Origin of the sequence: Paenibacillus sp. 79R4 (assembly GCF_013393165.1) — a bacterium.
GTDB lineage: Bacteria > Bacillota > Bacilli > Paenibacillales > Paenibacillaceae > Fontibacillus.
Genome location: NZ_QJOT01000003.1, coordinates 148,656 through 174,672 on the forward strand (window position 1 = coordinate 148,656; position 26,017 = coordinate 174,672).

Annotated in this window: 20 protein-coding genes, 1 tRNA gene, 1 pseudogene and 1 other annotated feature; of the genes and pseudogenes, 9 read left to right on the forward strand and 13 right to left on the reverse strand. The window is 47.4% G+C overall.

Annotated elements, in window-relative coordinates; genetic code table 11:
* Positions 1-33: 33 nt before the first annotated feature.
* The gene (gene leuS / locus DMN77_RS04750) at positions 34-2,472 is read right to left on the reverse strand and encodes a leucine--tRNA ligase (protein ID WP_179013756.1); all 2,439 of its coding nucleotides are present in this window, start codon (positions 2,470-2,472) and stop codon (positions 34-36) included.
* A gap of 67 nt (positions 2,473-2,539) precedes the next feature.
* Positions 2,540-2,775 (reverse strand) — a binding site (T-box leader).
* Between the two features lie 208 nt (positions 2,776-2,983).
* On the opposite strand from leuS, the gene DMN77_RS04755 reads away from it, so the two are divergent.
* Positions 2,984-3,057: transfer RNA gene (locus DMN77_RS04755), tRNA-Pro, on the forward strand.
* Positions 3,058-3,260: 203 nt separating this feature from the next.
* A complete protein-coding gene (locus tag DMN77_RS04760) occupies positions 3,261-4,604 on the forward strand; it encodes a transcriptional regulator (protein WP_179013757.1) in 1,344 nt (447 codons plus the stop codon).
* A gap of 54 nt (positions 4,605-4,658) precedes the next feature.
* Here DMN77_RS04760 and DMN77_RS04765 read toward each other — a convergent pair whose 3' ends face one another.
* Positions 4,659-5,243 (reverse strand): TetR/AcrR family transcriptional regulator, encoded by a 585-nt coding sequence (locus tag DMN77_RS04765; RefSeq protein WP_068782137.1) that lies wholly within the window; start codon positions 5,241-5,243, stop codon positions 4,659-4,661.
* A gap of 257 nt (positions 5,244-5,500) precedes the next feature.
* On the opposite strand from DMN77_RS04765, the gene DMN77_RS04770 reads away from it, so the two are divergent.
* The 3 genes from DMN77_RS04770 to DMN77_RS04780 all read left to right on the forward strand — a co-directional run bounded on the left by DMN77_RS04770 (position 5,501) and on the right by DMN77_RS04780 (position 8,638).
* Positions 5,501-6,658: an MFS transporter gene (locus tag DMN77_RS04770; RefSeq protein WP_229521146.1), complete on the forward strand. Its 1,158-nt coding sequence runs from the start codon at positions 5,501-5,503 to the stop codon at positions 6,656-6,658.
* An 864-nt stretch (positions 6,659-7,522) separates the two neighbouring features.
* Positions 7,523-8,347: an AraC family transcriptional regulator gene (locus DMN77_RS04775; RefSeq protein ID WP_068782138.1), complete on the forward strand. Its 825-nt coding sequence runs from the start codon at positions 7,523-7,525 to the stop codon at positions 8,345-8,347.
* Between the two features lie 27 nt (positions 8,348-8,374).
* Positions 8,375-8,638, forward strand: coding sequence for a hypothetical protein (locus DMN77_RS04780; RefSeq protein ID WP_068782139.1), 264 nt, complete (start codon positions 8,375-8,377; stop codon positions 8,636-8,638).
* An 81-nt stretch (positions 8,639-8,719) separates the two neighbouring features.
* Here DMN77_RS04780 and pgmB read toward each other — a convergent pair whose 3' ends face one another.
* From pgmB to DMN77_RS23760, 8 genes and pseudogenes are all read right to left on the reverse strand, one after another.
* A complete protein-coding gene (gene pgmB / locus DMN77_RS04785; protein ID WP_068782140.1) occupies positions 8,720-9,397 on the reverse strand; it encodes a beta-phosphoglucomutase in 678 nt (225 codons plus the stop codon).
* Between the two features lies 1 nt (position 9,398).
* Positions 9,399-11,747, reverse strand: coding sequence for a glycoside hydrolase family 65 protein (locus DMN77_RS04790; protein ID WP_256872238.1), 2,349 nt, complete (start codon positions 11,745-11,747; stop codon positions 9,399-9,401).
* 141 nt (positions 11,748-11,888) lie between these two features.
* A complete protein-coding gene (locus tag DMN77_RS04795) occupies positions 11,889-12,719 on the reverse strand; it encodes a carbohydrate ABC transporter permease (protein ID WP_068782141.1) in 831 nt (276 codons plus the stop codon).
* Positions 12,719-13,594 (reverse strand): carbohydrate ABC transporter permease, encoded by an 876-nt coding sequence (locus DMN77_RS04800; protein ID WP_068782142.1) that lies wholly within the window; start codon positions 13,592-13,594, stop codon positions 12,719-12,721. Before DMN77_RS04800 ends, DMN77_RS04795 begins: the two co-directional genes overlap by 1 nt.
* Before the next feature lie 15 nt (positions 13,595-13,609).
* Complete coding sequence (locus DMN77_RS04805) at positions 13,610-14,887, reverse strand: ABC transporter substrate-binding protein (RefSeq protein WP_068782143.1); 1,278 nt, start codon at positions 14,885-14,887, stop codon at positions 13,610-13,612.
* Between the two features lie 93 nt (positions 14,888-14,980).
* Positions 14,981-16,531 carry a response regulator gene (locus DMN77_RS04810; RefSeq protein ID WP_179013758.1) on the reverse strand — a complete coding sequence of 517 codons (1,551 nt, stop codon included), beginning with the start codon at positions 16,529-16,531 and terminating at the stop codon, positions 14,981-14,983.
* Positions 16,528-18,288, reverse strand: coding sequence for a sensor histidine kinase (locus DMN77_RS04815; protein WP_179013760.1), 1,761 nt, complete (start codon positions 18,286-18,288; stop codon positions 16,528-16,530). The genes DMN77_RS04810 and DMN77_RS04815 overlap by 4 nt, the downstream gene beginning before the upstream one ends.
* 255 nt (positions 18,289-18,543) lie before the next feature.
* Positions 18,544-18,645 (reverse strand): annotated as a pseudogene (locus tag DMN77_RS23760) (M20/M25/M40 family metallo-hydrolase); the annotation flags it as partial.
* A 299-nt stretch (positions 18,646-18,944) separates the two neighbouring features.
* Here DMN77_RS23760 and DMN77_RS04820 point away from each other — a divergent pair.
* Genes DMN77_RS04820 through DMN77_RS04830 form a run of 3 tightly spaced genes read left to right on the forward strand, consistent with a single transcriptional unit; the run spans position 18,945 to position 22,020 of the window.
* On the forward strand, positions 18,945-20,111 hold the full coding sequence (locus tag DMN77_RS04820; RefSeq protein ID WP_179013762.1) for a Gfo/Idh/MocA family protein: 1,167 nt from the start codon (positions 18,945-18,947) through the stop codon (positions 20,109-20,111).
* A gap of 53 nt (positions 20,112-20,164) precedes the next feature.
* Positions 20,165-20,902 carry a ThuA domain-containing protein gene (locus tag DMN77_RS04825; protein WP_068782147.1) on the forward strand — a complete coding sequence of 246 codons (738 nt, stop codon included), beginning with the start codon at positions 20,165-20,167 and terminating at the stop codon, positions 20,900-20,902.
* A 14-nt stretch (positions 20,903-20,916) separates the two neighbouring features.
* Entirely contained in the window at positions 20,917-22,020 is a 1,104-nt protein-coding gene (locus tag DMN77_RS04830; protein ID WP_179013763.1) for a Gfo/Idh/MocA family protein, read from the forward strand.
* An 87-nt stretch (positions 22,021-22,107) separates the two neighbouring features.
* Here DMN77_RS04830 and DMN77_RS04835 read toward each other — a convergent pair whose 3' ends face one another.
* Complete coding sequence (locus tag DMN77_RS04835; RefSeq protein WP_179013768.1) at positions 22,108-22,773, reverse strand: bifunctional 2-keto-4-hydroxyglutarate aldolase/2-keto-3-deoxy-6-phosphogluconate aldolase; 666 nt, start codon at positions 22,771-22,773, stop codon at positions 22,108-22,110.
* A 405-nt stretch (positions 22,774-23,178) separates the two neighbouring features.
* Here DMN77_RS04835 and DMN77_RS04840 point away from each other — a divergent pair, with 405 nt between their 5' ends.
* Positions 23,179-24,081, forward strand: coding sequence for an ArsR/SmtB family transcription factor (locus tag DMN77_RS04840; RefSeq protein ID WP_179013770.1), 903 nt, complete (start codon positions 23,179-23,181; stop codon positions 24,079-24,081).
* A 54-nt stretch (positions 24,082-24,135) separates the two neighbouring features.
* Here the strand turns inward: DMN77_RS04840 and DMN77_RS04845 are convergent, their stop codons facing one another.
* Positions 24,136-24,399 (reverse strand): DUF6171 family protein, encoded by a 264-nt coding sequence (locus tag DMN77_RS04845; RefSeq protein ID WP_068782151.1) that lies wholly within the window; start codon positions 24,397-24,399, stop codon positions 24,136-24,138.
* Between the two features lie 10 nt (positions 24,400-24,409).
* On the reverse strand, positions 24,410-25,921 hold the full coding sequence (locus DMN77_RS04850) for an alpha-N-arabinofuranosidase (RefSeq protein ID WP_179013771.1): 1,512 nt from the start codon (positions 25,919-25,921) through the stop codon (positions 24,410-24,412).
* Positions 25,922-26,017 lie beyond the last annotated feature (96 nt).

The window sequence follows — 26,017 nt, forward strand, 5'->3', positions numbered from 1 at the left end:
GCCTTCCCAGTCCTTGTCTGTCTGCAATATGGATTATCCGACTACGATATTGACAAGCTTGCCCGGAACCGCAATGACTTTACGGACCGTCTTGCCTTCAACAGCCTGCTTCACGTTAGGCAGGTTCATGCTGTGTTCTTGCATGGCCGCTTGGTCAAGATCCTTGGAAATCTTCGTGCGTTCCACGATCTTCCCGTTCACCTGTACCACAATCTCTACCTCTGCATCCACAGTCCAAGCTTCATCATAAGTTGGCCAGGATACATAGCTGATGCCTCCCGTATTTCCAAGACGCTCCCACAATTCTTCTGCAATATGCGGTGCAAGCGGAGACAGCATTTGTACAAAGTGCTCGGCTGCTTCCTTCGGCACACTGTCCACTTTGTAGGCTTCGTTGACGAAGATCATCAACTGGCTGATCGCCGTATTGAACCGCAGAGCCTCAAGATCCTCCGTTACCTTCTTCACTGTCTTATGCCAGGTACGTTTGAATTCGTCGCTGCCTTCGCCGCCGATCTTCGCGTTCAGGCTACCATCCTCAGCAACGAACAAACGCCAAATCCGGGACAAGAAGCGGTGAGCCCCTTCAACCCCATTCTCGCTCCAAGGCTTGGTCGCCTCAAGCGGCCCCATGAACATTTCATACATACGGAGTGTATCCGCGCCATAATTGTTCACGATATCGTCCGGGTTAATCACGTTGCCGCGGGATTTACTCATCTTCTCATTATTTGTGCCGAGAATCATCCCTTGGTTAACCAGCTTGTGGAACGGTTCCTTCGTCGATACTACGCCAAGATCATACAGCACTTTATGCCAGAAGCGCGCATAGAGCAGATGCAATACCGCATGTTCCGCACCGCCGATATACAGATCGACTGGAAGCCACTCCTGTTGCTTCTCCGGGGAGCATAGCTCTTTGTCATTATGCGGATCAATATAACGCAGGTAGTACCAGCAGCTTCCCGCCCATTGCGGCATCGTATTTGTCTCGCGGCGAGCTTTAAGTCCTGTCTCGGGATCTACCGTATTCACCCATTCTGTAACGTTCGCCAGCGGGGATTCCCCTGTACCGGATGGTTTAATATGCTCAACTTCCGGAAGGACAAGCGGCAGCTGATCCTCAGGAACCGGCTTCATCGTTCCGTCTTCAAGGTGAAGGATCGGAATCGGCTCGCCCCAATAACGCTGACGGCTGAACAACCAGTCGCGCAGGCGGTAAGTGACTTTCCCCTGGCCTTTGCCGTTCTCTTCAAGCCAGGCAATCATCTTCTTAATTGCTGCTTCTTTATCCATACCATCCAGGAACCCGGAATTGACATGCGGGCCGTCCCCGGTATAAGCTTCCTTGGACAGGTCGCCACCGGACAGCACTTCGATGATAGGAAGATCGAATTGCTTCGCAAATTCATAGTCGCGTTCATCATGACCCGGAACAGCCATAATAGCCCCGGTACCGTAACCGGCAAGTACATAATCGGCAATCCAGATCGGCAGCTTCGCGCCGTTAGCCGGGTTGATCGCATATGCGCCGGTAAATACGCCGGTCTTCTCTTTAGCCAAATCAGTACGCTCCAGATCGCTCTTATGAGCGGCTTTTTCCTGATAGCTCTCTACGGCGCCACGCTGCGCATCCGTCGTGATCCTGGCTACCAGTTCATGTTCAGGAGCAAGCACGGCGTAGGTAGAACCGAACAATGTATCCGGGCGAGTCGTAAATACGACCAGTTTCCCCTCGTGACCCTCGATATCAAATACGACTTCCGCACCTTCGGATTTGCCGATCCAATTGCGCTGCATATCCTTAATACTCTCGGACCAATCAAGTTCCTCGAGATCTTCCAATAACCGTTCCGCGTACTCGGTGATTTTCAGCACCCATTGACGCATCGGCTTACGGATTACCGGATGGCCGCCGCGCTCGCTCTTGCCGTCGATAACTTCTTCATTGGCGAGCACAGTACCGAGTGCCGGACACCAGTTCACTGGAATTTCCGCCACATAAGCGAGTCCTTTCTTGTAGAGCTGAATGAAAATCCATTGTGTCCATTTATAGTAGTCCGGATCCGTTGTGCTGATCTCACGGTCCCAATCATAGGAGAAACCGAGCGATTTGATCTGGCGCCGGAAATTGTTCACATTCTTGATCGTAATGTCGCGAGGATGCTCACCTGTATCCAGCGCATGCTGCTCCGCCGGTAGTCCGAAAGCGTCCCAGCCCATTGGATGAAGCACATTATAGCCGCGCATCCGCTTGTAGCGTGATACGATATCCGTCGCCGTGTAGCCTTCAGGATGGCCTACATGAAGCCCCGCCCCCGAAGGATAAGGGAACATATCCAATGCATAAAATTTTGGTTTGCCCGCGTCTTCGCGAGTCTTGAAAGTTTGATTCTCTTCCCAGAATACTTGCCATTTCGGCTCAATGGTCTGGGCTTGATACACGTCATGAGGTACGTTCTTGTCCGCCATGATTCTCGAGTCCTCCTCTAAAACATCTCCTGAAATGTAAAAAAACCTCTTCATCCATAGCGTTATCGCTAGGGACGAGAGGAAATTTCCCGTGGTACCACCCTAGTTAGCGTTGGACATGCTTTGTCCTTCGCTCCCTTATGTACCCAATAACGCGGGTAGGACGATGATGTTACAGGGACTATGCCCTTTTGCATCATGACTCCGAGGCGAGTTCATTTGTTGCTCCAACCGGCTTTCACCAGCCGCCGGCTCTCTGAATGGCGCAGTAACCAAACTAATAATCCTCATCTAAGTCGCAAATATCCAATGAATCACCCTATATTATATAGAAAGATTCTTTTTAGCGCAACATGCCTGACAATATTTCAAGATGAAGGGGCCCAGGGAATGATGTGACATTCATATAATATTCAAGAGCATGTCACTTTACACGTTTTTTGAACAGGCGTATAATTTCAATTGTTCCCACTAGTTCATTGAAGTGAACAACCGGAACGGTTCATCTTACCGAGACGTGGCTCAGCTTGGTAGAGCGCTTGCTTCGGGAGCAAGAGGTCGCAGGTTCAAATCCTGTCGTCTCGATTTTATTTATATGGATATTACTTACCGCTTTTAATGACAGCAACCTGACGAATGGTTAATTCTGAAGGGAGTTGTCTTTTTTATTATATTTATCGTCATTACCGAGGATCTAATATGCACCAAATGCCGCATTTCTAAATTGACCACCATTTAAATAATGGATACTATTGAAATATTAGAGATGGATGGTAGGGGTGTCTAATATGAGCCGTACAACCACGATTAGTGCAATACTGAATGATTTTATGATTCAAGAAGGATTGAATTTACGGAAATTTGCTGAGCAGGTTGGTATAAATATCGGCTCTCTTAGCTACATTCTCAATGAAAATAGAACTTTGAAAATGGAACAGCTAGACCGCATCACAGCGGTTATGGGACTACCTGAAGGTTACTTCTATAATCAGTACTACGATGAAGTTATAGCTGGGTCTCCTCCTAACTGGCGCAAAATCAAGCCCTTCTTATACGGTTGTGTAGAGGTTGGCAACTTGGACCTTCTTCTTAAAACAGTTCAGCAATTGCTAGACAACCTGATCTATTCCCCACACCTGTTTGAAGTAGCAGAAGATCTCAACAAGAATAACAAGAAAGAAGCAGCCATTATTTTGTATGAAAATGTAGCACAAAGTGAGAGACATCAGCATTCCGAACGGCTGGCCCTTTGTCAGTATCGTTTATTTATGTGTGAACTCGAAAACAACCAGGAAAAGAATTACCAAGCGGCCCTTCAGTTTGAATTATTTGTAGACCGTCTGGGCGAGTATGATCAGCTTGAAGCGTTGAAGGATTTAGCAAATACATACCGGGCATTAAGCCGTTGGAATAAGCTGGAGGAAATTGCAGAGAGACTTAAGCAAATAGCTCAATTTCTGTATCAAAAAGGGCCCAAATATGATAGCGATTATAAATGGCATCGTCCACTCTTTACTTACATAGCTTATGCCAACTTACTGCTGGGCGATGTGTATGAACACAAAAGAGACTATGAAAAAACGCTGCAATATATACAATTGTATAACGACTTGGATTGGGTAAAGGAACAGGATGAGGAAACTGTAAAATGGAAAGAAAAATTTCAGGACTGGGCCAAAATGAATACCATGGTAACGAAGTTAGCCGCGGGTGATGCAAGCGTGCTTGCAGATTACTTAGCTTACATGGAATCCAATCATGATGAAGTATTGTTGTCCCTTTTAAACATTATCGAATTCGCTAATCGCTACCACTTTAACATCGATGATATTCTCCAGCGCTTTGATATTCCTTCCTTGATTATTAAGCATAAGTCTCTCAACAAAGTGTATACCCGACAGATTATTGGGGGGCATATAGCTCGCTTTAACAATGAATTATCCTCTTATTATTTAAATAAGGGCGGATACAGAGATGGATTAAACTACTTATTAAACACCCTGAACAAGTCCGTATTTATTAGTGAGAAGCATTGTATATTTAGACTGCTCGGTCAATATCATTTCTCTTACAACGACCAGCACTCCGGCATGAAAATAATCTCAACCAACGCGCAGGAGACCAGTTCATAGAACTGGTCTTTTGATTGTCAGCAAACCGTCTTCCAGCTACGCTATCATCGCTAATTAATCAGCTAGCTGCAGAAGGATCCCCGACACCACGTTATCTGCAAAAGAGCGCTCCGGACGAGACTTCAACATTACTGTCAATCCAATTAAAGAGACTACCAATGTCTGTGCCAGAGCCTTGGCATTAGGCCGGGGGTTAAGTTCCCCTGATTGAATTCCCCGTTCTATAGCCTCCTGAAAAATGACCGTCAGGTACATCTGATGCTCCCTCGTAAGAATTTCAAACTTTTCATCATGGGGCGCAAGCTCCACCATCGTATTGAGACAAAAGCATCCCCGGTTGATTTTCTCCGCATAGGCCTGTCCAACCACTCCTTCAAGAAAGATGCGGAATGCTTCTCGGATAGATGGGTGATTATGAAACTGCGCTCTAATCATAGAGGCATGCATTTGTGTATATTTGCGCAGCGCAGCTTCAAACAGTCCCTTCTTATCGCCAAATGCCGCATATAGGCTAGGTCGCTGAATCCCCATTCTGGATGTCAAATCGCTTAAAGAGGTAGCTTCAAACCCCTTCTCCCAAAAAATCTGCATCGCTGCATCCAACGCTTGTTCCTCATCAAACTCACGAAGCCTGGCCAATTCTATTCCCCCAAACATTTTATATCGATCAGTATATATTAATGTTATACAACAGGCTTCTTAATGTCAAATACATCTTGACACACCCTTATACTTAAATATATATTTACAAAGAAACATTTTGTACTTATTGGTATAAAATATTACTACGAGGTGTGAACATGCAAAATTTTAACCCGGATTCACCTGTTATTCATAATAAGCCCGATAACCTAGCCGTAACACAAAATACAGCCGCTAAAGCTGCTGCTCCCTTGATGACGCGTCGTATAGCCATCCTATTCGCCATCGCCTGCGGACTGGCCGTATCAAATGTTTATTATGCTCAGCCGCTGCTCGACTCCCTGGCGTATGAGTTTGGAATCTCTCATTCTTCCCTCGGCATCGTAATCACGGTGACTCAAATTTGTTATGCACTTGGGCTGTTTCTGCTGGTTCCGCTCGGCGACTTATTGAATCAGCGCCGACTGATCGTCGTCATGATGCTCCTCTCTGTTGCCGCTCTGGCCATTATTGGAACCGCTCCTGCCGTGCCGGTTCTGTTCCTTGGCCTAGCAATTATGGGTCTGCTCGCAGTTGTAACCCAGGTGCTTGTGTCATTCGCTTCAACCCTTGCAGCCCCGTCCGAACGAGGGAGTGTCGTCGGCTTTGTAACCAGCGGAGTAGTTATTGGAATTCTATTGGCAAGAACCGTTGCAGGTGTCCTGACTGATCTTGCTGGCTGGCGTTCGGTCTATCTTACCTCTGCAGCCTTAATGCTCATGATAGTTAGTGTTATCTATTGGGTAATGCCACAACCTGGCAGATTGGAAAAGAATTCGCTCTCCTATTTGCAACTGCTCCATTCGGTGCTGCAATTATTTGTAGAAGAGCATATCCTGCGGATTCGAGCCATTTTAGCAATGCTGATCTTTACAGCATTTAGCACATTATGGACTTCGCTGGTATTGCCGCTTAGTTCACCCCCGCATTCTCTGTCACATACCGCTATAGGCGCTTTCGGCCTGGCTGGCGTAACAGGAGCATTGGCAGCTGCTCGAGCAGGGAGGCTTGCCGATCACGGGTGGGGACAGAGAACAACCGGCGTTGCTCTGTTCCTGCTAACGGTATCGTGGCTGCCTATCAATGAGTTGAAGCATTCGCTTGTGTTCTTGGTTCTTGGCGTTATTCTGCTTGATGCAGCCGTACAGGCTGTACATGTCACGAACCAGAGCTTGATCTTCAACGTCCGCCCCGAAGCAAGAAGCCGTCTGACCGCAGCCTACATGATTTTCTATTCCATCGGAAGCGCCACCGGGTCGATTGCTTCAACCAAGCTTTATGCCTATGGGGGCTGGAATGCGGTTTGCTTGTTTGGCGCTGCCGTAAGTGGAATAGCTCTTATCTTCTGGGCAATAACTCGCCGTTTGTCATAAAAAGAACATAGAAGCTGGGCCTTGGGGCCTTGCTTCTATGTTCACGGACCGGACGGCTGTGAAGTTAAAAACCTCAAGCCAATAAACTTTTAGTTTTACTCTTTTCAACAAACATCCCCTCCTTTAATATCGGAAACTAGTTCAGTCGCTCATTACTCGACTTCACGCTCATTATTCTACTCGCACTCAGTTAGCCGTTGACGATCTCTCCGCCTGTTAATGAGGCCGCGACTGCTATCCAGCATCCAGCCTACTTCGGCCCAAATTAGCTCTAGCGTAAGCTCAACCTCGGACATATGTATTTCTAACGAAACTACATCACGTTATTACCTCAAAAATCGTGATGATTCTAGTCTAACGAAACAACATATCGTTATTTAGACCGGATCGAGGGTTTATTCTATATATTTGGCTCAATAACGATACTCTGTTTCGTTAGAATTTTATATCGCCTATTTTTACCCAAATAGCGATGCCCTGTTTCGTTAGAAATTGGTTCCGAGCAACATTAAGCCCTCTTGATAGTGCTTCTTCTGACAGAAGCCATCAAGAGGGCTTTTGAATTCCTAGCGCTTACTTTGCTCCACGCTCATTACTCCGCTCACACTCATCCTGCTCCGAAGACTGTACTTCCTTTGCAAGGGTAAACTCATGCTTTCTACAAGCAGAAGAATGGACAACATAGAGAGAAGCAGCCTCATCATCAATCAGCAATGATTTTTATCTGATTTTCATAACATCTGAATGTCTACATGCTGAAAACATAAGATACACCTCAGCCTATTAGACAAAAATTGCCTAACTCGGTATGATGAACTAAAGTCAGGAAATACAAAATTTTACGCATGGATCATGGAGATATATATGAAATCGGTCTATCAAAATTGGAATATGGATGCCGAGCTTCCGCTTGAAATCTATAGGATTAACAATCTATCCTTTTATCCGCACTTCCATAATGAGCTGGAATTCGTCTACGTGGAGCGAGGCGATATTATCGTCGGGGTAAATGAAGAGAAACGACGGCTGCAGGCGGGGGATATGGTCATTTGCTGCAGTAATGATATTCACTATTATGAGAGCAAGGATCTGGAGTCTGAAGCGTTCATGCTGATCTTTAAGCCGGAGCTGATTGGTGCGGCCAAAACCTGGCCTGTTGATTTTCGCTTCGAATCGCCGTATATCGATTCCACTCAGCCGGAATTTTCACGAATTGGCGATTTACTGCGTCAAATGCTGCAAGAGAAGGAGAACGCCCGGACTGGCTACCCGATGTACATCAAAAGCTGTCTGCTGGAATTGTTCGGAACCTTGTGCAGGTATCTGCCCACCGTTCCCTTTGACCGAAGCTCCAGCCAGCGGTTTGAGAATAAACGGGCCAAAATCCATAAGATTATTTCTTTTATCGAGGCGAATTATGCGATGGACTTATCCGTTGAGATGATGTCGGAGCGGTTTGAGATGAATCCATCCCACTTCTGCCGTTCCTTTAAAAAAGCGATCGGTATGAATTTCAAAACTTATCTCAATACGATCCGGGTGCTTATGGCGGAGCATCAGCTTGTGAACACGGATTCCAGCATCACGGATATTGCTCTGGAGTGCGGATTTGGCAGCATTCGTACTTTTAATCGAGTGTACAAAGAACTCAAGGGATGCGCTCCGTCGGATACACGCAGCTCTCAATAGAAAAGTGTTGATAAGGAGGCAATCTTCATGGCTGCCATGGATAAGCTCAGCGCCACAAGGCGGTCTCGTCTTAAAAAGTCCATTCGCAAATGGATCATTTCCATTCTCGTATTTTGGGGAATATTTAAAATGTTGCTCTACCTGTTAACCGATGTTATTTTTCAATTTATATCCCTCCCGAGGCCTCATGACTTTTATATCCAATTGGCTGCCTCTGGGATCATTATTCTGTTGTCCCTCATCTTCACCAGTCTGCTCGTCAATGAGCGCAATAGTTACGAAGAGCTATAAATATGTGTAAATGCAAACAGGGCTGCTCCCGATCATCTTCCGATGATGACTGAAGGACAGCCCTGATTTTGTTGTTGAAGCCTATAATGATGAGCTTTGCTTCAACGCCTGCAACAACGAAGCTAAACTCAATTTAACAGTGCTATTGTATACGATATCCGCGCCTGAAGCTCCCAGCAGCTCCGGATCGCCGATACCAACTGCATACATCCCCGCCGCTTTAATCGCCTCGATTCCGGCTTGGGCATCCTCGATTCCGATACAGCATCGCGGATCGGCACCTGCCAATTCTGCTCCCTTCAGAAAGATGTCGGGGGCGGGCTTGCCCGAAATCCCGTCAGGGTCCGCAATCGCATAGAAGCGGTCCGCCAGCCCAAGCGACTCCAATATTTGCGGTGCATTCTTGCTTGCCGACGTCAATACGGAGGGAACATGATGCTCTGTCAACTGATCGAGCAATTCACCAATCCCTGGGTAGACATGGTCCGGAGCAAGCCCGGCAAGCAGTGACACATAATGCTTGTTTTTGTCTGCGGCCAGCTGCTCACGATGCTTCAGCGAATACTGGTGATCCTTACGCCCATGAACCAATATCCGCTCCAGGGATTCCATTCGGCTAATTCCCTTGAGCTGTTCGTTAAAATCACGGTCGATTTCGATTCCGATTTGCTCCGCCATCTGCTTCCAGGCCAAATAGTGATATTCTGCGGTATCGGTAATGACGCCATCCAGATCAAATAATACGGCTTGCAGTTTCATGTTAGTCATCTCCTCTCGCTTCGGTCAGGCTAACCACCAGCACATCGTCGAAACGGTATTCCTTCCCGTAAACATTCAGCTTGACTGGAACCTGATCCGTTGCCTTGACGATAAGCCGATCCGCCGTGACCTCCAATTCCAGGCGCTGTCCTTGCCAATTGATCATAAACTCCAGCTGGCTCCAATGCTCCGGCAGCTGCGGATTTATCCTTAATTCGCCATGCAGCATCCGCATGCCCGCGAAGCCCATCACAATCACCTGCCAAATACCACCGATGGAGGCTGTATGCATTCCCAAATCAGATGACTTCATCTCGGGTCCCAGATCAATTTCACAGGCCTGCCTGAACAATCGGTAAGCGAGGGAACGATCGGCGAGATCATTGGCTAGTATCGCGTGCGTTGACAGGCTCAAGGAAGAGTCATGGATCGTTTTCGGCTCATAGTAATTGTAATTGGCAATCTTCACATCATTGCTGAACCTGTCCTCTAACCAGTAGAAGAGGATCATCAAATCTGCCTGCTTGGACACCTGAATATCACTCAATTGCTCCAGACTGTAATCCTCAAAGATCGTATTCACATGCGTCTGATTTTTGTATTTCGTCAAGTCGATGATCCGCTTCGTCAAGTAAGTATCATCCTGTGGAATAACAAGACCCTCTCCTGGCTGGGGAAGATAGATTTTATTGATGCATTTCATCCAGGCTTCCATCGCATGCTCCAAATTCAGCAGCTCACTCAAACGATGGAATACGTCAGAATCGCTCTCCTTCAGATTACTGTAGTACTCCATAGCAAGCTGTATATTGAAATGGGCAAAATAGTTTGTGAACGCGTTGTTATCCACATGCTCTTTATACTCATCAGGGCCGATTACATCATGAATACAGTACTGCCCCTTTGCTTCATCCCATTCCAGACGGCTGACCCAGAATCGGGCCGTGTCAAAAATAATCTCATAGCCATAATCCTCCATGAAGGCCCGATCGCCTGTAACCATGTAGTATTGCCATACCGCAAAGGCTACATCGGCAGTAATATGCTGCTCGATAAAGCCGGTCCAGATCTTTGTCTGCTTGCCAGTAACGATATCCACGCGGCCCCATTCCTGGGCCATCTCGCCATCGCTGGGCCATGCGGCTTCCCACGGGTACATGGCCCCTTCGTAGCCGTTGCTTCTCGCTTTTTTCCTTGCGCCTTCAATTCCTAAATAACGATAGATCAGCAGCGATCTCGCCACCTCGGGATTGGAATAAATAAAGAACGGAAGGATGAACATTTCCGTATCCCAGAAGGAATGGCCTTGATAGCCCTCGCCGCTCAGTCCCTTAGCCGCAATTCCCATCCGTTCGTCATGGGCCGGAGTCATCACCGTTAAATGATAAAGGGCGAAGCGGGCGGCCAATATATCGAACTCATCCTCCGATTGGATATTCAGCTGATACTGCCTCCACACCTTCTGCTCCCATGCGCAAGCATGCCGGGCGAACAATTCCTCATACCCTTCAGCCGCGCACTGCTTCAAGGTATTTAGAGCGCAGCCGCGCATCTCCTGCGGCCCCATTCCGTCAAACTGTTTATCCCGGGAGGTATGCACCGTTGTCAGCTTCTCAAGCGAGAATTTTTGCCCCTTCATCAGGGTTCCTTGATAACTGAGCATAATCAATCGGCGGTCCATCCGCATAAACGGCTGATCCAGCTCGGCATCGGCAAGAGTAACATGATGTACGGTGTGGAACATAAAATTAATATTGGATTCTACCGTTCTCGTCACCATCTCCACATACTTTTTATCGTAAATCCGCTTCTCGCCTTCAAAGAAATGCTGTGCCCCGCTATTGGATACCTGAGCGTTCACACCGCTCTCAACACTCACATTCACATCATCGCTCAGCGCCTCCAGTTCCATCTTCATAGCGATGACATGCAGGTTATCCAACGATACAAACCTTCTGAATTTCAATGCCACCTGCTTGCCGGAAGAAGTTGTCCAAATAAACGACCTTCTTAATTCGGCGGTCTTCAGATTCAGGGCCCTCACATAATCCTCCGTCCGTACAGACGCATCCAGCCTTTCCCCATCTATAAAAATATTCAATCTAGTCACGTCAGCAGCATTCGGGAGCTCCGACACTTCCTGCGCATCCGATTTATTAAAGGTTCCGGCTACGAACAGATTTCTGACTTCACCTACATACGGCTCCTCCGCAGCGCTGCGCAGACCTATATAACCGTTGCCCAGAGACATGACTGCCTCGGCCTTCCCAAGCAAGCTGCTGGAGAAGGATGACTCGGCAACGATCCAGTTCTTCTCCTTCCCCGTCCCCAGATCATATTTCATTCCCATGATCATTTCCTCCTGTCCGATGCTTTTCCCGCACCTCAAGTCATTCATTTCGTTTCCATTCCAACCATATAAAATGCCCGTTCCCCACCGAGAAGAGGGAGGACGGGCATCAAACTTTTCTAACTTGCTGTAAGCCGCTGCTTAGCCTTTGACCGCACCCGCCGTAATTCCATCGATAATGTTGCGCTGCATCATGATGAAGAATATAATGACCGGGATCGACGCCATGGTTAAAGCAGCCATCGCCAAATGCCATTCATTCATGTATTGCCCGAAATAAACCGATGAAGCAAGCGGAATCGTCTGATTCTTCTTGGAGCTAAGCGTAATCAACGGAAGCAGGAAATCATTCCAGATCCATAGAGAATGCAGGATCGCAATCGTTGTGGTGATCGGCTTCAGCAAGGGAAGGACGATGCGGAAGAACGCTCCGGCAACTCCATTGCCGTCAATCAGAGCGGCTTCCTCAAGCTCACGGGGAATCGCTTTGATAAATCCGTTATACAGGAACACCGCCAAGGGGATTCCGAAACCCCAATACATGATAATGACCCCGCCAATCGAATCCATCATATACATCTCACTAGCAACTTTCACCAGAGGGATCATCAATGTCTGGAACGGAATGACCAGCGATGATAGGATGAGCATGAATAGTACCGTACTCACCCAACCGGGGCGGCGTACAAATTGATAGGCCGCAGGTGCGCTGATCAACAGGATGCCGACTACGGAAATGACCGTAATAATTAGCGAGTTCATGAATACCCCGCCAAAATTCAATTGCGTCCATACCGTCTTGAAATTATCAAAATGAAGTGTGCTGGGAAGCGATGCAACCGATGAAACAACCTCATTATAGGATTTGAATGAATTCACAAACGTTACATACAACGGAAAAAATACAAAGATAGCAATCACAAATAATATGGCGAATATAACCCAATTCCATCTATTTTCGCGCTTTTTCATTACATCTCAACCTCCCTGCGCTTCAGCACAAGTGACTGGACAATAGTGACCGTAGCGAGAATGAGGAAGAATATAACGGACTTGGAGGAGGCATATGTGAACATATTTCTTCCAAAGCCCTCCGTGTAAATATGGTAGGCTAAGGATTGGGTTGTGCCAAAGGGACCTCCGCCCGTTAAGGAGTAATTCAGGTCAAAGCCTTTAAACCCGTTGGCAATAGCCAGGAAAAGATTGATCGTAATCGCCGGTCTGATCAGGGGAAATACGACATTTCGCATTCTGCTCCAGTACCCGGCCCCGTCGATCTCCGATGCCTCTACCAAATCCTTAGGAACGCCCTGCAGCGCGGATAGATAGATGATCATAAAATAACCGACAGACTGCCACACAGCGACCATAACGATAGACCAGAAGGCGTAATCGGGCAAGCTCAACCAGTTTTTTTGAAAAATAGCCCAGCCGGTTGCCGCCCCGATTTGACTAAATTGATTCGTAATAATAAATTTCCAGATGAAGCCTACAATGACAGAGCCCATAACATAAGGCAGAAAATAAACCGTCCGCAACAGGTTCCTGAATTTGATCGCCCGGTTCAGTCCAAGGGCCAGCAATAATCCGAATACATTCAGCAAAATTGTGGTTGCGACCACATATTTGGCCGTGAATGTAAAGGACCTCCAGAACGAAGCATCGTGGAACAAATTCTGATAGTTCCTCCATCCGATCCAACTGATGTTGCTGCTAATTCCATCCCACTCCTGAAAGCTGAAGATAATAGCTCTCAAGAAGGGAATTAGAATTATTAATGTGAAGAACAGGATAGCCGGTGCGACAAAAGCCGCATATATCCACCATCCGCGAGATTTAATCGTCATATTAATCATTCCTATTTATTTTGCTTTTTGATCCCAAATGTTCTGCAATTCTTGGATAGTCTGATCTTTATCATATTGGGCTCCGACATAGGCTTGCAGAGGTACCGCAAAGTCTTCCGCAATTCCGGACGGCCACAATTGGAACGACCAAATCAGCGTCTTTTCATCCTTCAAGTACTTGTCCAGATCTTCTGCCAGTGGACCAAGGTCAGGCGTCGTTTCCAAATCCGTAAAAGCAGGAATCATCTTATAAGAGTCAACGATATACTTCTGACCATTTTCATGCAGCCAGGTCAAGAACTTCTTACTCTCTTCAATCACCTTGGAATCCTTGTTAATCGAATAATAAGTCGACACACCTACCGGCATTTTCGTATCTTCAGGATTATCGTTCAGAGGAATCGCGAACATCCCGATATTCATATTAGGATTGATTTTCGTGATCGAGTCGATGGCCCATACGCCTTGCTGCATCATAGCCGTCTTTCCGGAGGCGAAATCGGAAACCTGATTATCATAGTTAAGGCCGATTGTATCCGTGCCTTTACCGTAGTCAATCGTCATGTCCAAGACATCAAAGAACCCGTTCAAGTTTTGCAAATCAGCGATCTTTGCTTCGCCTTTGTACATCTTTGCGATCATGCCTTCCGAGTCCGGCTCATAAGCAAACGGAAGATTGAATAAATGCTGCCCAAGCACCCAGAATGAGTTGTAGCCTTCAGAATAGGAAGAAATGCCCGCGGCCTTCAATTTCTCATTGGCTTCCTTCAGCTCCGTTAATGTTGCAGGCAGCTTATCGATACCCGCTTGAGCAAACATATCCTTATTGTAAATAAATCCGTAGCCCTCAACAGCAAGCGGGAAACCATACTTCTTGCCGTCAACAGTCATCCCTGGCGCTGAGGATGGGATCACTTTATCCATCCATGGCTCTTCGGACAAGTCAACGAGTCTTTCCGACCAATCCTGAATGTCTGTGTAAGCTCTCGTCATGAAAATATCCGGTCCATCGCCAGCCGCAAAACGGGTTTTCAACAGGGTATCATAATTGCCGGTAACCTGAGCTTCAATCGTGACATTTGGATTTTCAGCCATGTAATCGGCAGCCATCGCCTTGATTTTATCGGTGATCTCTGTCTTGAAATCCATAATCTTAATCGTTACTTTGCCATTCGAACTTCCCGAATCCGCACTGGAGCCCTCGCTGTTCTTCGGGCTGCTTCCGCCAGCGCAGCCGCTGATTATGGACAAAGCCACGACGCTGGTGAGAAGCATTAGCATAACCTTGCGCATTTTCTTAACCCCCTAAGTTGTTGTTTGCTACACTTCTATTCTAAGAATTCCGTTGATGTCGAAACATAGACTATCTTTACTCAAAATAGTACTTTATGAACCTTGTATCCTCTTGCGATATTTTAATGGGGGCAAGCCGTGTTGCTTACGGAACACCTTGCTAAAATAGCTCTCATCCTGGTAGCCGATCATCTCGGAGATTTTGACCACCGGCAGATCGGTATATTCCAGTAGAGACTTTGCCTTCTCCATGCGCAGCTCCATCTGATAACTAATGATGGTCATGTTGTATTTCTCCTTAAATCTTCTGGCAATGTATTGGGGACTAAAATGGAACCTCTCCGCCAGTTCATTCAGGGAGAAATTCTCATGAAAATGCTGTTCGATATAGTCATGGATCAACTGTATGCTCCTGCCCTCGTAACCACTGTTCCCACATTCCTCGATCAGCCGCCACCATTGTTGAATCCATCTGCTCTCCCACTCCTTAATGCAGCTAATCCATGGAGATAAGGACACGCCTTCCAGATCCTTGTTCATCTGCAGAATGGCCCGTTCAAGTATATAATTAGCTTCTTTGGTATAACGCTGAAGCTCTGCCAGACTAAGATGCCCATACTGCCCAAGCTCTGCTGTAAATCCGCGGATTATCTCTTCAACCCGCAGCTTGTCACCATTCTCCAACGCAATATTAAGCTGCAGCTCCCTGTCGGATAACGATGGTTTGTCAAGGTCTGACTGCTGCCCGGCTATGACAGAAGATTGGATCAACTCCGCGCGTGCACTCGAATATTGCTGCTGTATCTCTAGTAAATTCGAAACATATTGACTCACTCCGGTAAATGTCTCCAATCCAATCGTCGAACGCCATGCTGCTGTCATTTTGTTAATATAGAAATTTAAGGAATTCCTCATCCCGCTGCCTGAAGCCTCCGCTGTAACCAAAACCCACAATTCTTCCTCAAAACAAAAAAGAAGATGGCTCCCAAAATCTGCTAGCATCTCTTGCGCCATATTTTTTATAGCGAAAGAGAACAGGCTGTTATCCCCGTCATAACGCTGCTTCATCAGACGAGAGCCGTTCTTCATCAGAATGAACGAAATTCTTACGTTATCCGGTGATAGTCCAAGGTTCCGGCAATAGTTCTCCACTTCAGCTATAGATGTATCATCGCCCTTTAGCAATTGAGACATTTTCTGTTCCATAACGACATTGTCAGCCTGTTGAACCAGGAAACCCGTATCCCGGCTAGTCCGCTGGCTGCTCACACGCTGCTCGCATAAATCAACGGCCTGTGACAGCGCTTGCTCAAGATCCCGTTTTTTAAAAGGCTTCAATATATAATCCACACCCTTGGCGCGAATCGTAGCCTGAGTATAAATAAAATCATCATATCCGCTAACGACAATAACCTGAATGTCCGGAAAACCGCGACGGATGAGATCCAGCAATTGAATTCCGTTCAGCTCCGGCATGCTCATATCGCAAAAGACGATCTCCGGCTTATATTCACGGATGAGCTCCAAGGCCTGACTGCCATTCTCAGCTTGGAGCCTCTCGTCAATGCCATACTCATCCCAATCCACCGCCAGCTCAATTCCTTCTCTAACATGTTCTTCATCATCAACAATTAATACTCTCATTTCGGGTCCTTCCTCTCTTCGCCCTGGTCCAATCCAATGTTCAAGGCTATCATCGTTGCTTCATACGGTACGCTCGTCACTTCCCACGAAAAATCAGATCCGTAGCGCAGGCGCAAACGCTGCAGTACGTTAATTAATCCGATTCCGTTTTGACCGTATTGCAATTTATTCTCTAAATAATCGCTGTGAATCTCAGCGATTTTCTCAGTTGGTATTCCCTTCCCATTGTCGATTACACGAATCAGCAAGGCTTTATCTTCCGCTTCTCCCTGTGGACTCAATTCAATTTCAAGCTGGATGCTTCCGTATCCGCGACCCTGCTCAATCCCGTGAACAATGCTATTCTCAATCAGCGGCTGAAGCAGCATCTTCGGTACTTCGATAGTAGCCGCTTCCGGGGGACAAACCATGTCGAAGCTCAATTTATTCTTGAACCGCCCCAATTGAATGGACATATAATCTTCGATATGACGAATTTCCATGCTTAACATGACAACGTCGCTGCGAAAATCCATACTGTAGCGCAAAATTGACCCTAATTCGGCGATCTTGTCGCTGACTTCATAAGCTTTCATTTTTAAAGCAACCGTACCTATATACTGCATTGTATTGTACAGAAAGTGGGGGTTAATCTGCGCTTGCAGCATCTTCAATTGGGCTGTAGACAATTCCAGCCTGTAACGGTATTCCCGGTTCATAAATTCATCGAGATTCTGAACCATGGTATAAAAGCGGTTCTCCAAAATACCAAGTTCATCCGTCCTCTGGCTTTCCCTTTTAATGTCAAAGTGGCCCTGCTCAACCCGAACCATGCTGCGGAGCAGTCTTTTGATCGGAAATATGATGAAATAAGATAGAATAACAGCAAGAACAACGACAAGGACAATCGCGATCAGCAGGATGACAACGGACTGGCTCATCGTCTTGTAAGCGGACTCATTTATGACTGAGTCGGATACATATTTCACTAAAGTGAAAGGCAGGTTATCATTCGCATTTTTCGAATAAATGAAAACCCCCTTCTTCCCATTCATTTCCCCTTCGAAGGAACCCTTGCCGTTCATCATCTTGCTTTGAAGATGCTGCACTCCGCTTGTTTGCTCCAGCGAGCTGTATAGAAACTGATCTTGTTGATTAATCAACAGGAAATAGGCACTGTCCTGCAGAAGCTGAGTATGAATCAATTTGTCAATTTCACTCAGGCCTACATAAATGTTAATCGTCCCCAGAACCTCAGAGCCCGGGTAATCCACCAGATTTTTCTGGATCAGCAGTACTTTTTTGCCGCCCAGATCCTTTACACTATAAACCGTAGCTTCACCTTTGATCTCATCGTAGTTGCCAAGCATTTGTTTTATATCGTTGTTGTTTACATCCGAGGAGGTAAAGGTAAGATTTTTAGTTTTGCTGATATATTGAACTCCATGAAACTCAGAACGACTAATATACATCGTGTTCACTTTGTTGTATATGTAGAGCTTCTGGAGCGGAGAGGTTTCCTTAGAGCGAAAATAGCTCATTAACTGCGGATCTACATAAAAAGAGCTTGTCAGCATATTCAAATCGTCAAAGTAAATTTTCAAATTATTGGATATAATCTCCATTGCATTTTGCTTCAAGTCGATTACTTGCTGCTTCATAGAGCTTGAAATTGTACGGAATGCGAATAAACTCGCCAGTAAAAACGGCAGGATCGCAACGCATAGCATAATAATCAGTATTTTTCTAAATAAACTCCCTTTGAGCCACTTCATCATACTCCCCCTATATCTCAGAATGTTATTACAAAAGAATCCCCCTTGCCCAGGCTTTGATTCCGCTTTCAAAGAAACGGACGGGTCAGATGAGGGATTATAGGTTATCAATGAAAGCGGTTGATAATATTTTATCTACTTGAAGGAAATTTATCAATGGATTATTAGTATTACTCCCCTGGGTTAGTCTTACGCAAACAGGGCCACCCCGATCATCTTCCGATGAATTAAGGGCGACCCTGATTTTTTGTTTCATCCTTATTCCAGTCCGTAATATCCGCACACGACTTCCCCCACTGCTTTGGCAGCGACGATTAAAGCCTCTTCATCAATATCGAATTTCGGATGGTGGTTGAAATAGAAATCGGTTCAGTCGTATACAGCAGTGCCTCTACACTATATCGCCATTGGCCAGACCTCCTGTCATTTTTTATCCCCATTATAAGGCCTGACTTTGCAATACAGCGTGATCAAAGATGCACAACAGGCAAAGCAATCCTACTAAGCACGGTTCCAAACAGATTATCCGATCTGCGAAAACTATTTTATGAAAACGCATTTTTTGACTATATTTCTGCATAAACTGGCGAGTGTGAATTGGGCCTTTTTTCTATAATGTTCATAAGCAGCACCAATTTATTGATTCATGGAGGGATGATATGAACCAGCTTCGTGTCGGGATGATCGGCTACAAATTTATGGGCAAGGCCCATAGCAATGCTTATCGTGCTCTTCCTATGTTCTTTCCACAGGCGCTCAAACCGGAGATGGCTGTACTATGCGGCAGAAATGAACAAGCGGTCGCAGAAGCAGCTTCCAGATTAGGATGGTCGGAGATTGTAACCGACTGGAGGCAGCTTGTCGCCCGGGATGACATCGACTTAATTGATATTAACGCGCCAAGCAATGCTCATAAAGAGATTGCCTTAGCCGCTGCGAAGGCTGGCAAGCATATTTTTTGCGAGAAACCGTTAGCGCTTACATTAGCTGACTCCCGGGACATGCTTCAAGCCGCAGAAGAGGCTGGCGTCGCCCATATGATCGGCTTCAATTACCGCTTTTCCCCTGCGGTGCAGCTCGCCAAGAAGCTGGTGGAGAGCGGCAGGCTGGGCAAAATTTATCATTTCCGCGCCTGGTTCCTGCAGGATTGGGTTATGGACCCTGAATTCCCGCTGGTATGGAGGCTGCAGAAGGATATCGCCGGTTCCGGTTCACTCGGGGATCTGGGTGCGCATCTGATCGACTTGTCTCATTATCTTATCGGGGATATCGATGAGGTCATCGGCATGAGCGAGACATTTATTAAAGAACGTCCGCTGGCCGAAGAGATGACCGGACTTAGTGCTACAGGCAGTACCAATCCAAATGCGCCTAGAGGTCAGGTTACTGTTGATGATGCCACCCTCTTTATGGCCAAATTTGCGGATGGTGCTATAGGCAGCTTTGAGGCGACGCGGTTCGCCGCAGGCCATCGCTCTACGAATTCTTTTGAGATCAACGGCAGTCTCGGCAGCGTCAAATTCGATTTTGAGCGAATGAACGAGCTGGAGGTATATTTCAACTCGGATGATGAGGATGTGCAGGGATTCCGGCGTGTTCTCGCCACCGATCCGGCCCATGCTTACGCTGAAGCCTGGTGGCCTCCCGGCCATACGATCGGCTTCGAGCATACATTCATCCATGAAGTATTGGAGCTTACAGATGCAATACGCGAAGGCAGACAACCTGTGCCCAATTTCCTGGACGGGGTAAAATGCCAGGCCGTACTCGAAGCCGTCGAACGTTCGATCGAACAGCGTCGTTGGGTTGAGATCGCTGAAATGTAAGAAAAACAGCAAAGAGCGACTTTTAAATAACCTCTATTAAGGAGATCGATCATATGAAAAAGGCATTAATAGTTTGGGGCGGTTGGGACGGACATGAACCAGAGCAGGTAGCGACCATTTTCAAAAACGCTTTGCTGGAGCATCAATTCGAGGTGGAGGTTGCCGACACGTTGGATGCATATGCAGATGCCGAGAAATTGCTTGGTCTGGATCTGATCGTTCCCGTGTGGACGATGGGAGAGATTTCTCAGGAACTCGTTAACAATGTATCGGCAGCGGTCCAGGCCGGAACCGGATTGGCCGGATGCCATGGCGGCATGTGCGACTCTTTCCGCAACAATGTGGATTGGCAATTTATGACCGGCGGCCAATGGGTAGCCCATCCCGGCAATGATGGCGTGGAGTATAAGGTAGAGATCAAATCCTCCTCCAGCCCGCTTGTCGAAGGCATCTCTGATTTTATGGTAAGTACGGAGCAATATTATTTGCATGTGGATCCCGCCGTTGAAGTATTGGCTACGACTCGTTTCCCTATCATTGACGGTCCGCATCGCCTGAACAAAGCGGTGGATATGCCTGTTGTGTGGACGAAGCGCTGGGGTCTGGGAAGAGTATATTACAACTCTCTTGGCCACCATGCCGACATCGTCGATCTCCCTCCAGTGAAGGAGTTGATGATCCGGGGACTGCTCTGGGCGGCCGAGGGCAAGGAGCTGGCGCTAAGCGATGGAGCAGCTTTGGGCGGCAAAGCATACACAGGCATGGGTGACAATCAGTACAACAACGCATAAGAGGGGAAATGAACATGAATAGCGTGAAGGTTGGCATTATTGGATGCGGTAAAATTAGCGACATATATATGGAGAATTGCGCCAAGTTCGGAGTTCTTGAACTGAGCGCCTGCGCTGACCTTGATGTGGAACGGGCCAAGGCGCAAGCTGCTAAATATAATATTCCCCGCGCATGCTCTACCGAGGAACTGCTTAGCGATCCGGACATTGCGATTATTATTAATCTGACTATTCCGGCGGCTCATGCGGAGATCTGCTTAAAGGCGCTGGAAGCCGGCAAACATGTGTATGTAGAGAAGCCACTTGCGGTTACACGCCAGGAAGGGCAGCGTATTCTACAAGCTGCGGCACAGAGAGGGCTGCTCGTAGGCAGCGCACCGGAGACCTTCCTGGGAGCGGGTATCCAGACAGCGCTGAAGCTGATCGAAGACGGGGCGATTGGCCGTCCGGTGTCAGCGACAGCCTTTATGATGAGCCGGGGGCATGAACACTGGCATCCCGATCCCGAATTCTACTACGCCCATGGCGGAGGGCCGATGTTTGACATGGGGCCTTATTATTTGACAGCGCTGATTCAATTGCTGGGCCCTATCTCAAGGATCGCGGGAATTACCGGAATGGCGCTGCAGGAGCGGACAATCTCAAGCGAGAAGAAGCACGGCAAGAAGATTCCTGTGGAAATACCCACTCATGTTGCCGGAACGCTTGAATTTGATAGCGGAGCGATTGCCTCGCTGATCATGAGCTTCGATATTTTCGGCGGAAGCAGCTTGCCTACGCTTGAGATTCATGGAACGGACGGAACGATGCTCGTTCCCGACCCGAATACCTTCGGCGGTCCGGTCAAGTATCGCAAGCTTGGAGAGAACGAATGGACCGAGGTCCCGCTGCTGGCCGGGTATAACGAGAATACTCGCGGGATCGGCGTCGCCGATATGGCCTATGCCCTGCAATCCGGACGCCCGCACCGGGCCAATGGAGAGATGGCTTATCATGTGCTTGAAGCGATGTGGGGCTTCCACGATTCCTCGGACTCCGGGCAATATTATCTAATGCAGAGTACCTGCAGCCGCCCGGCTCCGTTACCGCTGGAGCTTCAGCCTTATACGCTGGATTAGCGCGATATACATGATCCGAAAAAGAGCGAGACTTCCGATCCTGAATGGATCGGAGCTCGCTCTTTCTTATGGGCTAATGACTTCAATTTAGATGCCTTTCGCCTGGCGATAAGCATCCACGTAAGCTGCCGCCTTCTTGCGGATCAACGAGAAATCCTTGTTCTTCACCGCTTCGTTCGTCAGATCGGAGCCGATGCCTACGGCAACGGCACCCGCTTTAATCCACTCGCTCAGATTATCCAGCGATACTCCGCCGGTTGGCATAATGTTTGCTTGTGGCAATGGCCCCTTGATGGCTTTGATCACCGATGGCTCGTACAGGTTGCCTGGGAACAGCTTTACGATATCGGCTCCTAGCTCAAGCGCCTCGTTAATTTCCTTAATCGTCATTGTTCCCGGCATGACTGGAACGCGATATCTGTTGCACAAGGTAACCGTCTCAGGGCTGAGGAACGGAGACACCACGAATTCTGCACCGCTAAGAATTGCAGCACGAGCGGTCTCAGCATCCAGGACCGTCCCTACCCCAATAATCGCATAAGCGGCCTCATCCGTTGAATCAGATTTATATTTGCGGGACAATTCCTCAATCGCTTTCAAAGCAAATGGAACTGTCATCGTAATCTCAATGACTTTAATTCCGCCGGCAATCGCTTCCTCGGCCATGGCGACAACTTCCTCGGCCATCTCAGCGCGAAGCACTGCAACGACACCTTCTTGCGCAATCTTTTGGATCAGCTGGATTTTCTTCATAATCGTTTCTCCTCACCCTCATGTATCTTCTGGATTTTGATAGTTGCCTAAAGGATAAAACATCTCTCTCAAAAAACAGACCTTCCGATAATGAATTTTCCTTCTCGGCCGTTTCTTTTGGACCTAAATGGTTCATTTCCGTTCATAAATCCACAATACTCCATTTTGCGCTGTATATCCACAGTTTATTTCTGGCTTTCGAGACTGCTAAGCATGATTAACTCAATCAGAGCAGCCTATACGCTTTAACAAAACACGTCTCGTTCATGGAAAAATCCCGGCTTCATAACCCTATTTTTAATAGAAATAACGCTGCCTAAACTCATCCCACATTGAAAAACGGGAAAATACCAAATATAATCATTAATAATTAACATATTTATTAATTATATTAGGAGGCTCGCCATGAAACTGGATCTTACCGAACGATCATTGCCTGTCTATGAAGCGCTGTCCAGCTCTGTTCGTCTGAGGATCATGACGCTGCTGGCCGAGAAGCCGATGAATATCAAAGAGCTGGCAGAAGCTCTGAATTTAAGCAGCGCGATAATGACGATGCATGTTCGCAAGCTGGAGAATGCTAACCTCATCAGCAGTCATATGGCCCCCGGGCGGAGCGGTCTGCAGAAGATATGCACCTTGTCCGCTGACGGCATCGAGATTATTTTCCCCAATAAAATGCAGAATGAACGTAAAAGCTACCGCACGGAAATTCCGGTGGGCCATTATTCCGATTTTCAGATCGAGCCGACCTGCGGCCTGGCTACGACCGAGCATATGATCGGCGGCTTCGATGACCCCCGATTCTTCTGGGATCACGAACGGATGAATGCCGGCATCCTCTGGTTCGGGAAAGGCTATGTAGAGTATAAAATTCCTAACTTCCTGCTGGCAAGCCAAAATCCGGAGGAACTAGTTATTTCGATGGAAATCGCTTCCGAAGCTCCGGAGACGAACAATGACTGGCCATCGGATATTACCTTCACCTTGAACGGGGTCAAGCTCGGCTTCTGGACAAGCCCCGGCGATTTCGGCGATCAGCGCGGAAAATACACACCAAAATGGTGGGCGAACCATATCAACCAGTATGGCCTGCTCAAGCAGCTGCGCATTACGGGAGAAGGCACTTATGTAGATCGTCTGAAGATTTCGGAGATTACGATAAATGACGTCAACATCCGCGGAAAGCAATGGACCTTCAGGCTTTCTGTAGAAGAAGATGCCCGTCATATTGGCGGCCTCACGCTGTTTGGCAAAGGCTTCGGCAACTATAACGAGCATCTTATATCAGAACTTTATTATACTTGAATCCCTGCCACCTGGCCTAAACAAAGACATAGCGCTACTTGGGTTATATACCGTTCACCACAACGCGCCGCCCGGCAGCGGACAACTCTTTCGCTTCAGCTTGGCGGCAACAGGAATGATGCAACCGCAAACGGTACAGTTTACCCCATCCAGCAGCTTGGCACAGCCATTGCAAATTCGCAGCCGCTCAGCATATACCTCATCATCTACACAATGATCAGAAGTGAACATGGGAGAGGCCAACAGGCGCCGGATGCTCTCCTCCGTCACCTTGTACTCCTCCTGACAGCCTTTGCATCCGTTATTTTGCGTGCTCATCCTGTACCTTTTATGCCTTTGCCGCTTGCTGCTTGATCTCCAGCACCGCGACTGACATAGGCGGCAATTGAACGCTCAGCTTGCTGCCCTCCAGAACAAAGGCATTAAAAGGCTGTGGAACAACCTGATCCGGCTGTTCAAACGTATTGTGAGCATCGATCTCAGTAGCGGCTAATATTGTACCGGATACAACGAGCTCCCCGATCCTCTCATCCAGACCGCGCAAATCGATAGTCAGGTCATGGTTATCCGCATGATTCAGATTACAAAGGCTAATATGAATAATCCCTTCCTGGTCTACGGAAGCCGAAGTCGATACGGCAGGAATATCGCGGCCATTATGACGATAAGCTTCACTCTCGCAAGTGAATTCGACTCTCTCAGCATCCTGATGCACTTTGAACATATCAAATACATGATAGGTTGGCGTCAAGAGCATTCGCTCGCCTTCCGTTAAAATCAACGCTTGCAGCACATTGACCATTTGCGCGATATTCGCCATTCTTACCCGATTATTATGCCGATGAAAAATGTTGAGGGTAACACCGGCAACCAGTGCATCGCGGATGGAATTCTGCTGATACAGATACCCCGGCATCGATCCTGGCTCCCTATTGTACCAGGTTCCCCATTCATCAACGATCAGTCCGATACGCTGATCTGGATCATATTGATCCATAATCGCACTATGCCGGGTAATCAGCTCATCCATATGCAGAGCTTGCCCCAGCGTTGTGAACCACTCGTCTGTATTGAAGCCGGTGGCGTCCCCTTTATTTTCCCAGTCCGGACCCAGAATCGTGTAATAATGCAGTGTGATTGAATCCATAAATGAAGATGCCTCGCGCATGAGAACTTCCATCCAGCGATAATCGTTCCCATTGGGACCACAGGCAATCCGCTGAAGCTTATTATCGCCGTAATTGCGGACATAGGTCTGATACTGGCGATATAGATCCGCATAATATTCCGGGCGCATATTACCGCCACAGCCCCAATTCTCGTTGCCAACACCCCAATATTTTACGGTCCACGGCTCCGTCCGTCCGTTCGCTGCACGCATGGACGACATTGGAGACTCTCCGCCAAACGTAAGGTACTCTACCCATTCGGACATTTCCCGCACGGTCCCGCTGCCTACATTTCCATTTATGTAAGCGTCACAGCCAAGCAGCTCACACAACATCATAAACTCGTGAGTCCCGAAATGGTTGTTTTCAACAGCGCCTCCCCATAGCTTGTTAATCATTCGTTTGCGTGTCTCTCGCGGGCCAATCCCATCCTCCCAATGATAATCATCTGCAAAACAACCACCTGGCCACCGCAACACCGGGATATTGATGCGCTGCAGCGCTTTCAATACATCGTTTCTAATCCCCTTGGTATTCGGAATTGGTGAATCCTCGCCCACCCAGATGCCTTCATAGATCCCTCTGCCCAAATGCTCGGAGAAATGTCCGTAAATCTCTTTGTGGATAAGTCCTTTTCGCATATCTGCATTTAACACAGCACTAGAAGCCATTGTCTCCCGCCTTTCACTTTAATTAATAAAAACATTAATTAATAAATATATTTATTAACATTATAATAAAGCTCTTACAAGTCCGTCAATGCGCTC

Excerpts from the sequence above, each read along its gene's own strand:
- DMN77_RS04775 (WP_068782138.1), top strand. The coding sequence starts at position 7,523 with ATGAAATCGGTCTATCAAAATTGGAATATGGATGCCGAGCTTCCGCTT.
- DMN77_RS04850 (WP_179013771.1), bottom strand. The coding sequence starts at position 25,921 with ATGGCTTCTAGTGCTGTGTTAAATGCAGATATGCGAAAAGGACTTATC.
- DMN77_RS04845 (WP_068782151.1), bottom strand. The coding sequence starts at position 24,399 with ATGAGCACGCAAAATAACGGATGCAAAGGCTGTCAGGAGGAGTACAAG.
- DMN77_RS04830 (WP_179013763.1), top strand. The coding sequence starts at position 20,917 with ATGAATAGCGTGAAGGTTGGCATTATTGGATGCGGTAAAATTAGCGAC.
- DMN77_RS04780 (WP_068782139.1), top strand. The coding sequence starts at position 8,375 with ATGGCTGCCATGGATAAGCTCAGCGCCACAAGGCGGTCTCGTCTTAAA.
- DMN77_RS04810 (WP_179013758.1), bottom strand. The coding sequence starts at position 16,531 with ATGAGAGTATTAATTGTTGATGATGAAGAACATGTTAGAGAAGGAATT.
- DMN77_RS04800 (WP_068782142.1), bottom strand. The coding sequence starts at position 13,594 with ATGACGATTAAATCTCGCGGATGGTGGATATATGCGGCTTTTGTCGCA.
- DMN77_RS04825 (WP_068782147.1), top strand. The coding sequence starts at position 20,165 with ATGAAAAAGGCATTAATAGTTTGGGGCGGTTGGGACGGACATGAACCA.
- pgmB (WP_068782140.1), bottom strand. The coding sequence starts at position 9,397 with ATGAAACTGCAAGCCGTATTATTTGATCTGGATGGCGTCATTACCGAT.
- DMN77_RS04820 (WP_179013762.1), top strand. The coding sequence starts at position 18,945 with ATGAACCAGCTTCGTGTCGGGATGATCGGCTACAAATTTATGGGCAAG.
- DMN77_RS04760 (WP_179013757.1), top strand. The coding sequence starts at position 3,261 with ATGAGCCGTACAACCACGATTAGTGCAATACTGAATGATTTTATGATT.
- DMN77_RS04840 (WP_179013770.1), top strand. The coding sequence starts at position 23,179 with ATGAAACTGGATCTTACCGAACGATCATTGCCTGTCTATGAAGCGCTG.
- DMN77_RS04795 (WP_068782141.1), bottom strand. The coding sequence starts at position 12,719 with ATGAAAAAGCGCGAAAATAGATGGAATTGGGTTATATTCGCCATATTA.
- DMN77_RS04790 (WP_256872238.1), bottom strand. The coding sequence starts at position 11,747 with ATGGGAATGAAATATGATCTGGGGACGGGGAAGGAGAAGAACTGGATC.
- DMN77_RS04805 (WP_068782143.1), bottom strand. The coding sequence starts at position 14,887 with ATGCGCAAGGTTATGCTAATGCTTCTCACCAGCGTCGTGGCTTTGTCC.
- DMN77_RS04835 (WP_179013768.1), bottom strand. The coding sequence starts at position 22,773 with ATGAAGAAAATCCAGCTGATCCAAAAGATTGCGCAAGAAGGTGTCGTT.
- DMN77_RS04815 (WP_179013760.1), bottom strand. The coding sequence starts at position 18,288 with ATGATGAAGTGGCTCAAAGGGAGTTTATTTAGAAAAATACTGATTATT.
- leuS (WP_179013756.1), bottom strand. The coding sequence starts at position 2,472 with ATGGCGGACAAGAACGTACCTCATGACGTGTATCAAGCCCAGACCATT.
- DMN77_RS04770 (WP_229521146.1), top strand. The coding sequence starts at position 5,501 with ATGACGCGTCGTATAGCCATCCTATTCGCCATCGCCTGCGGACTGGCC.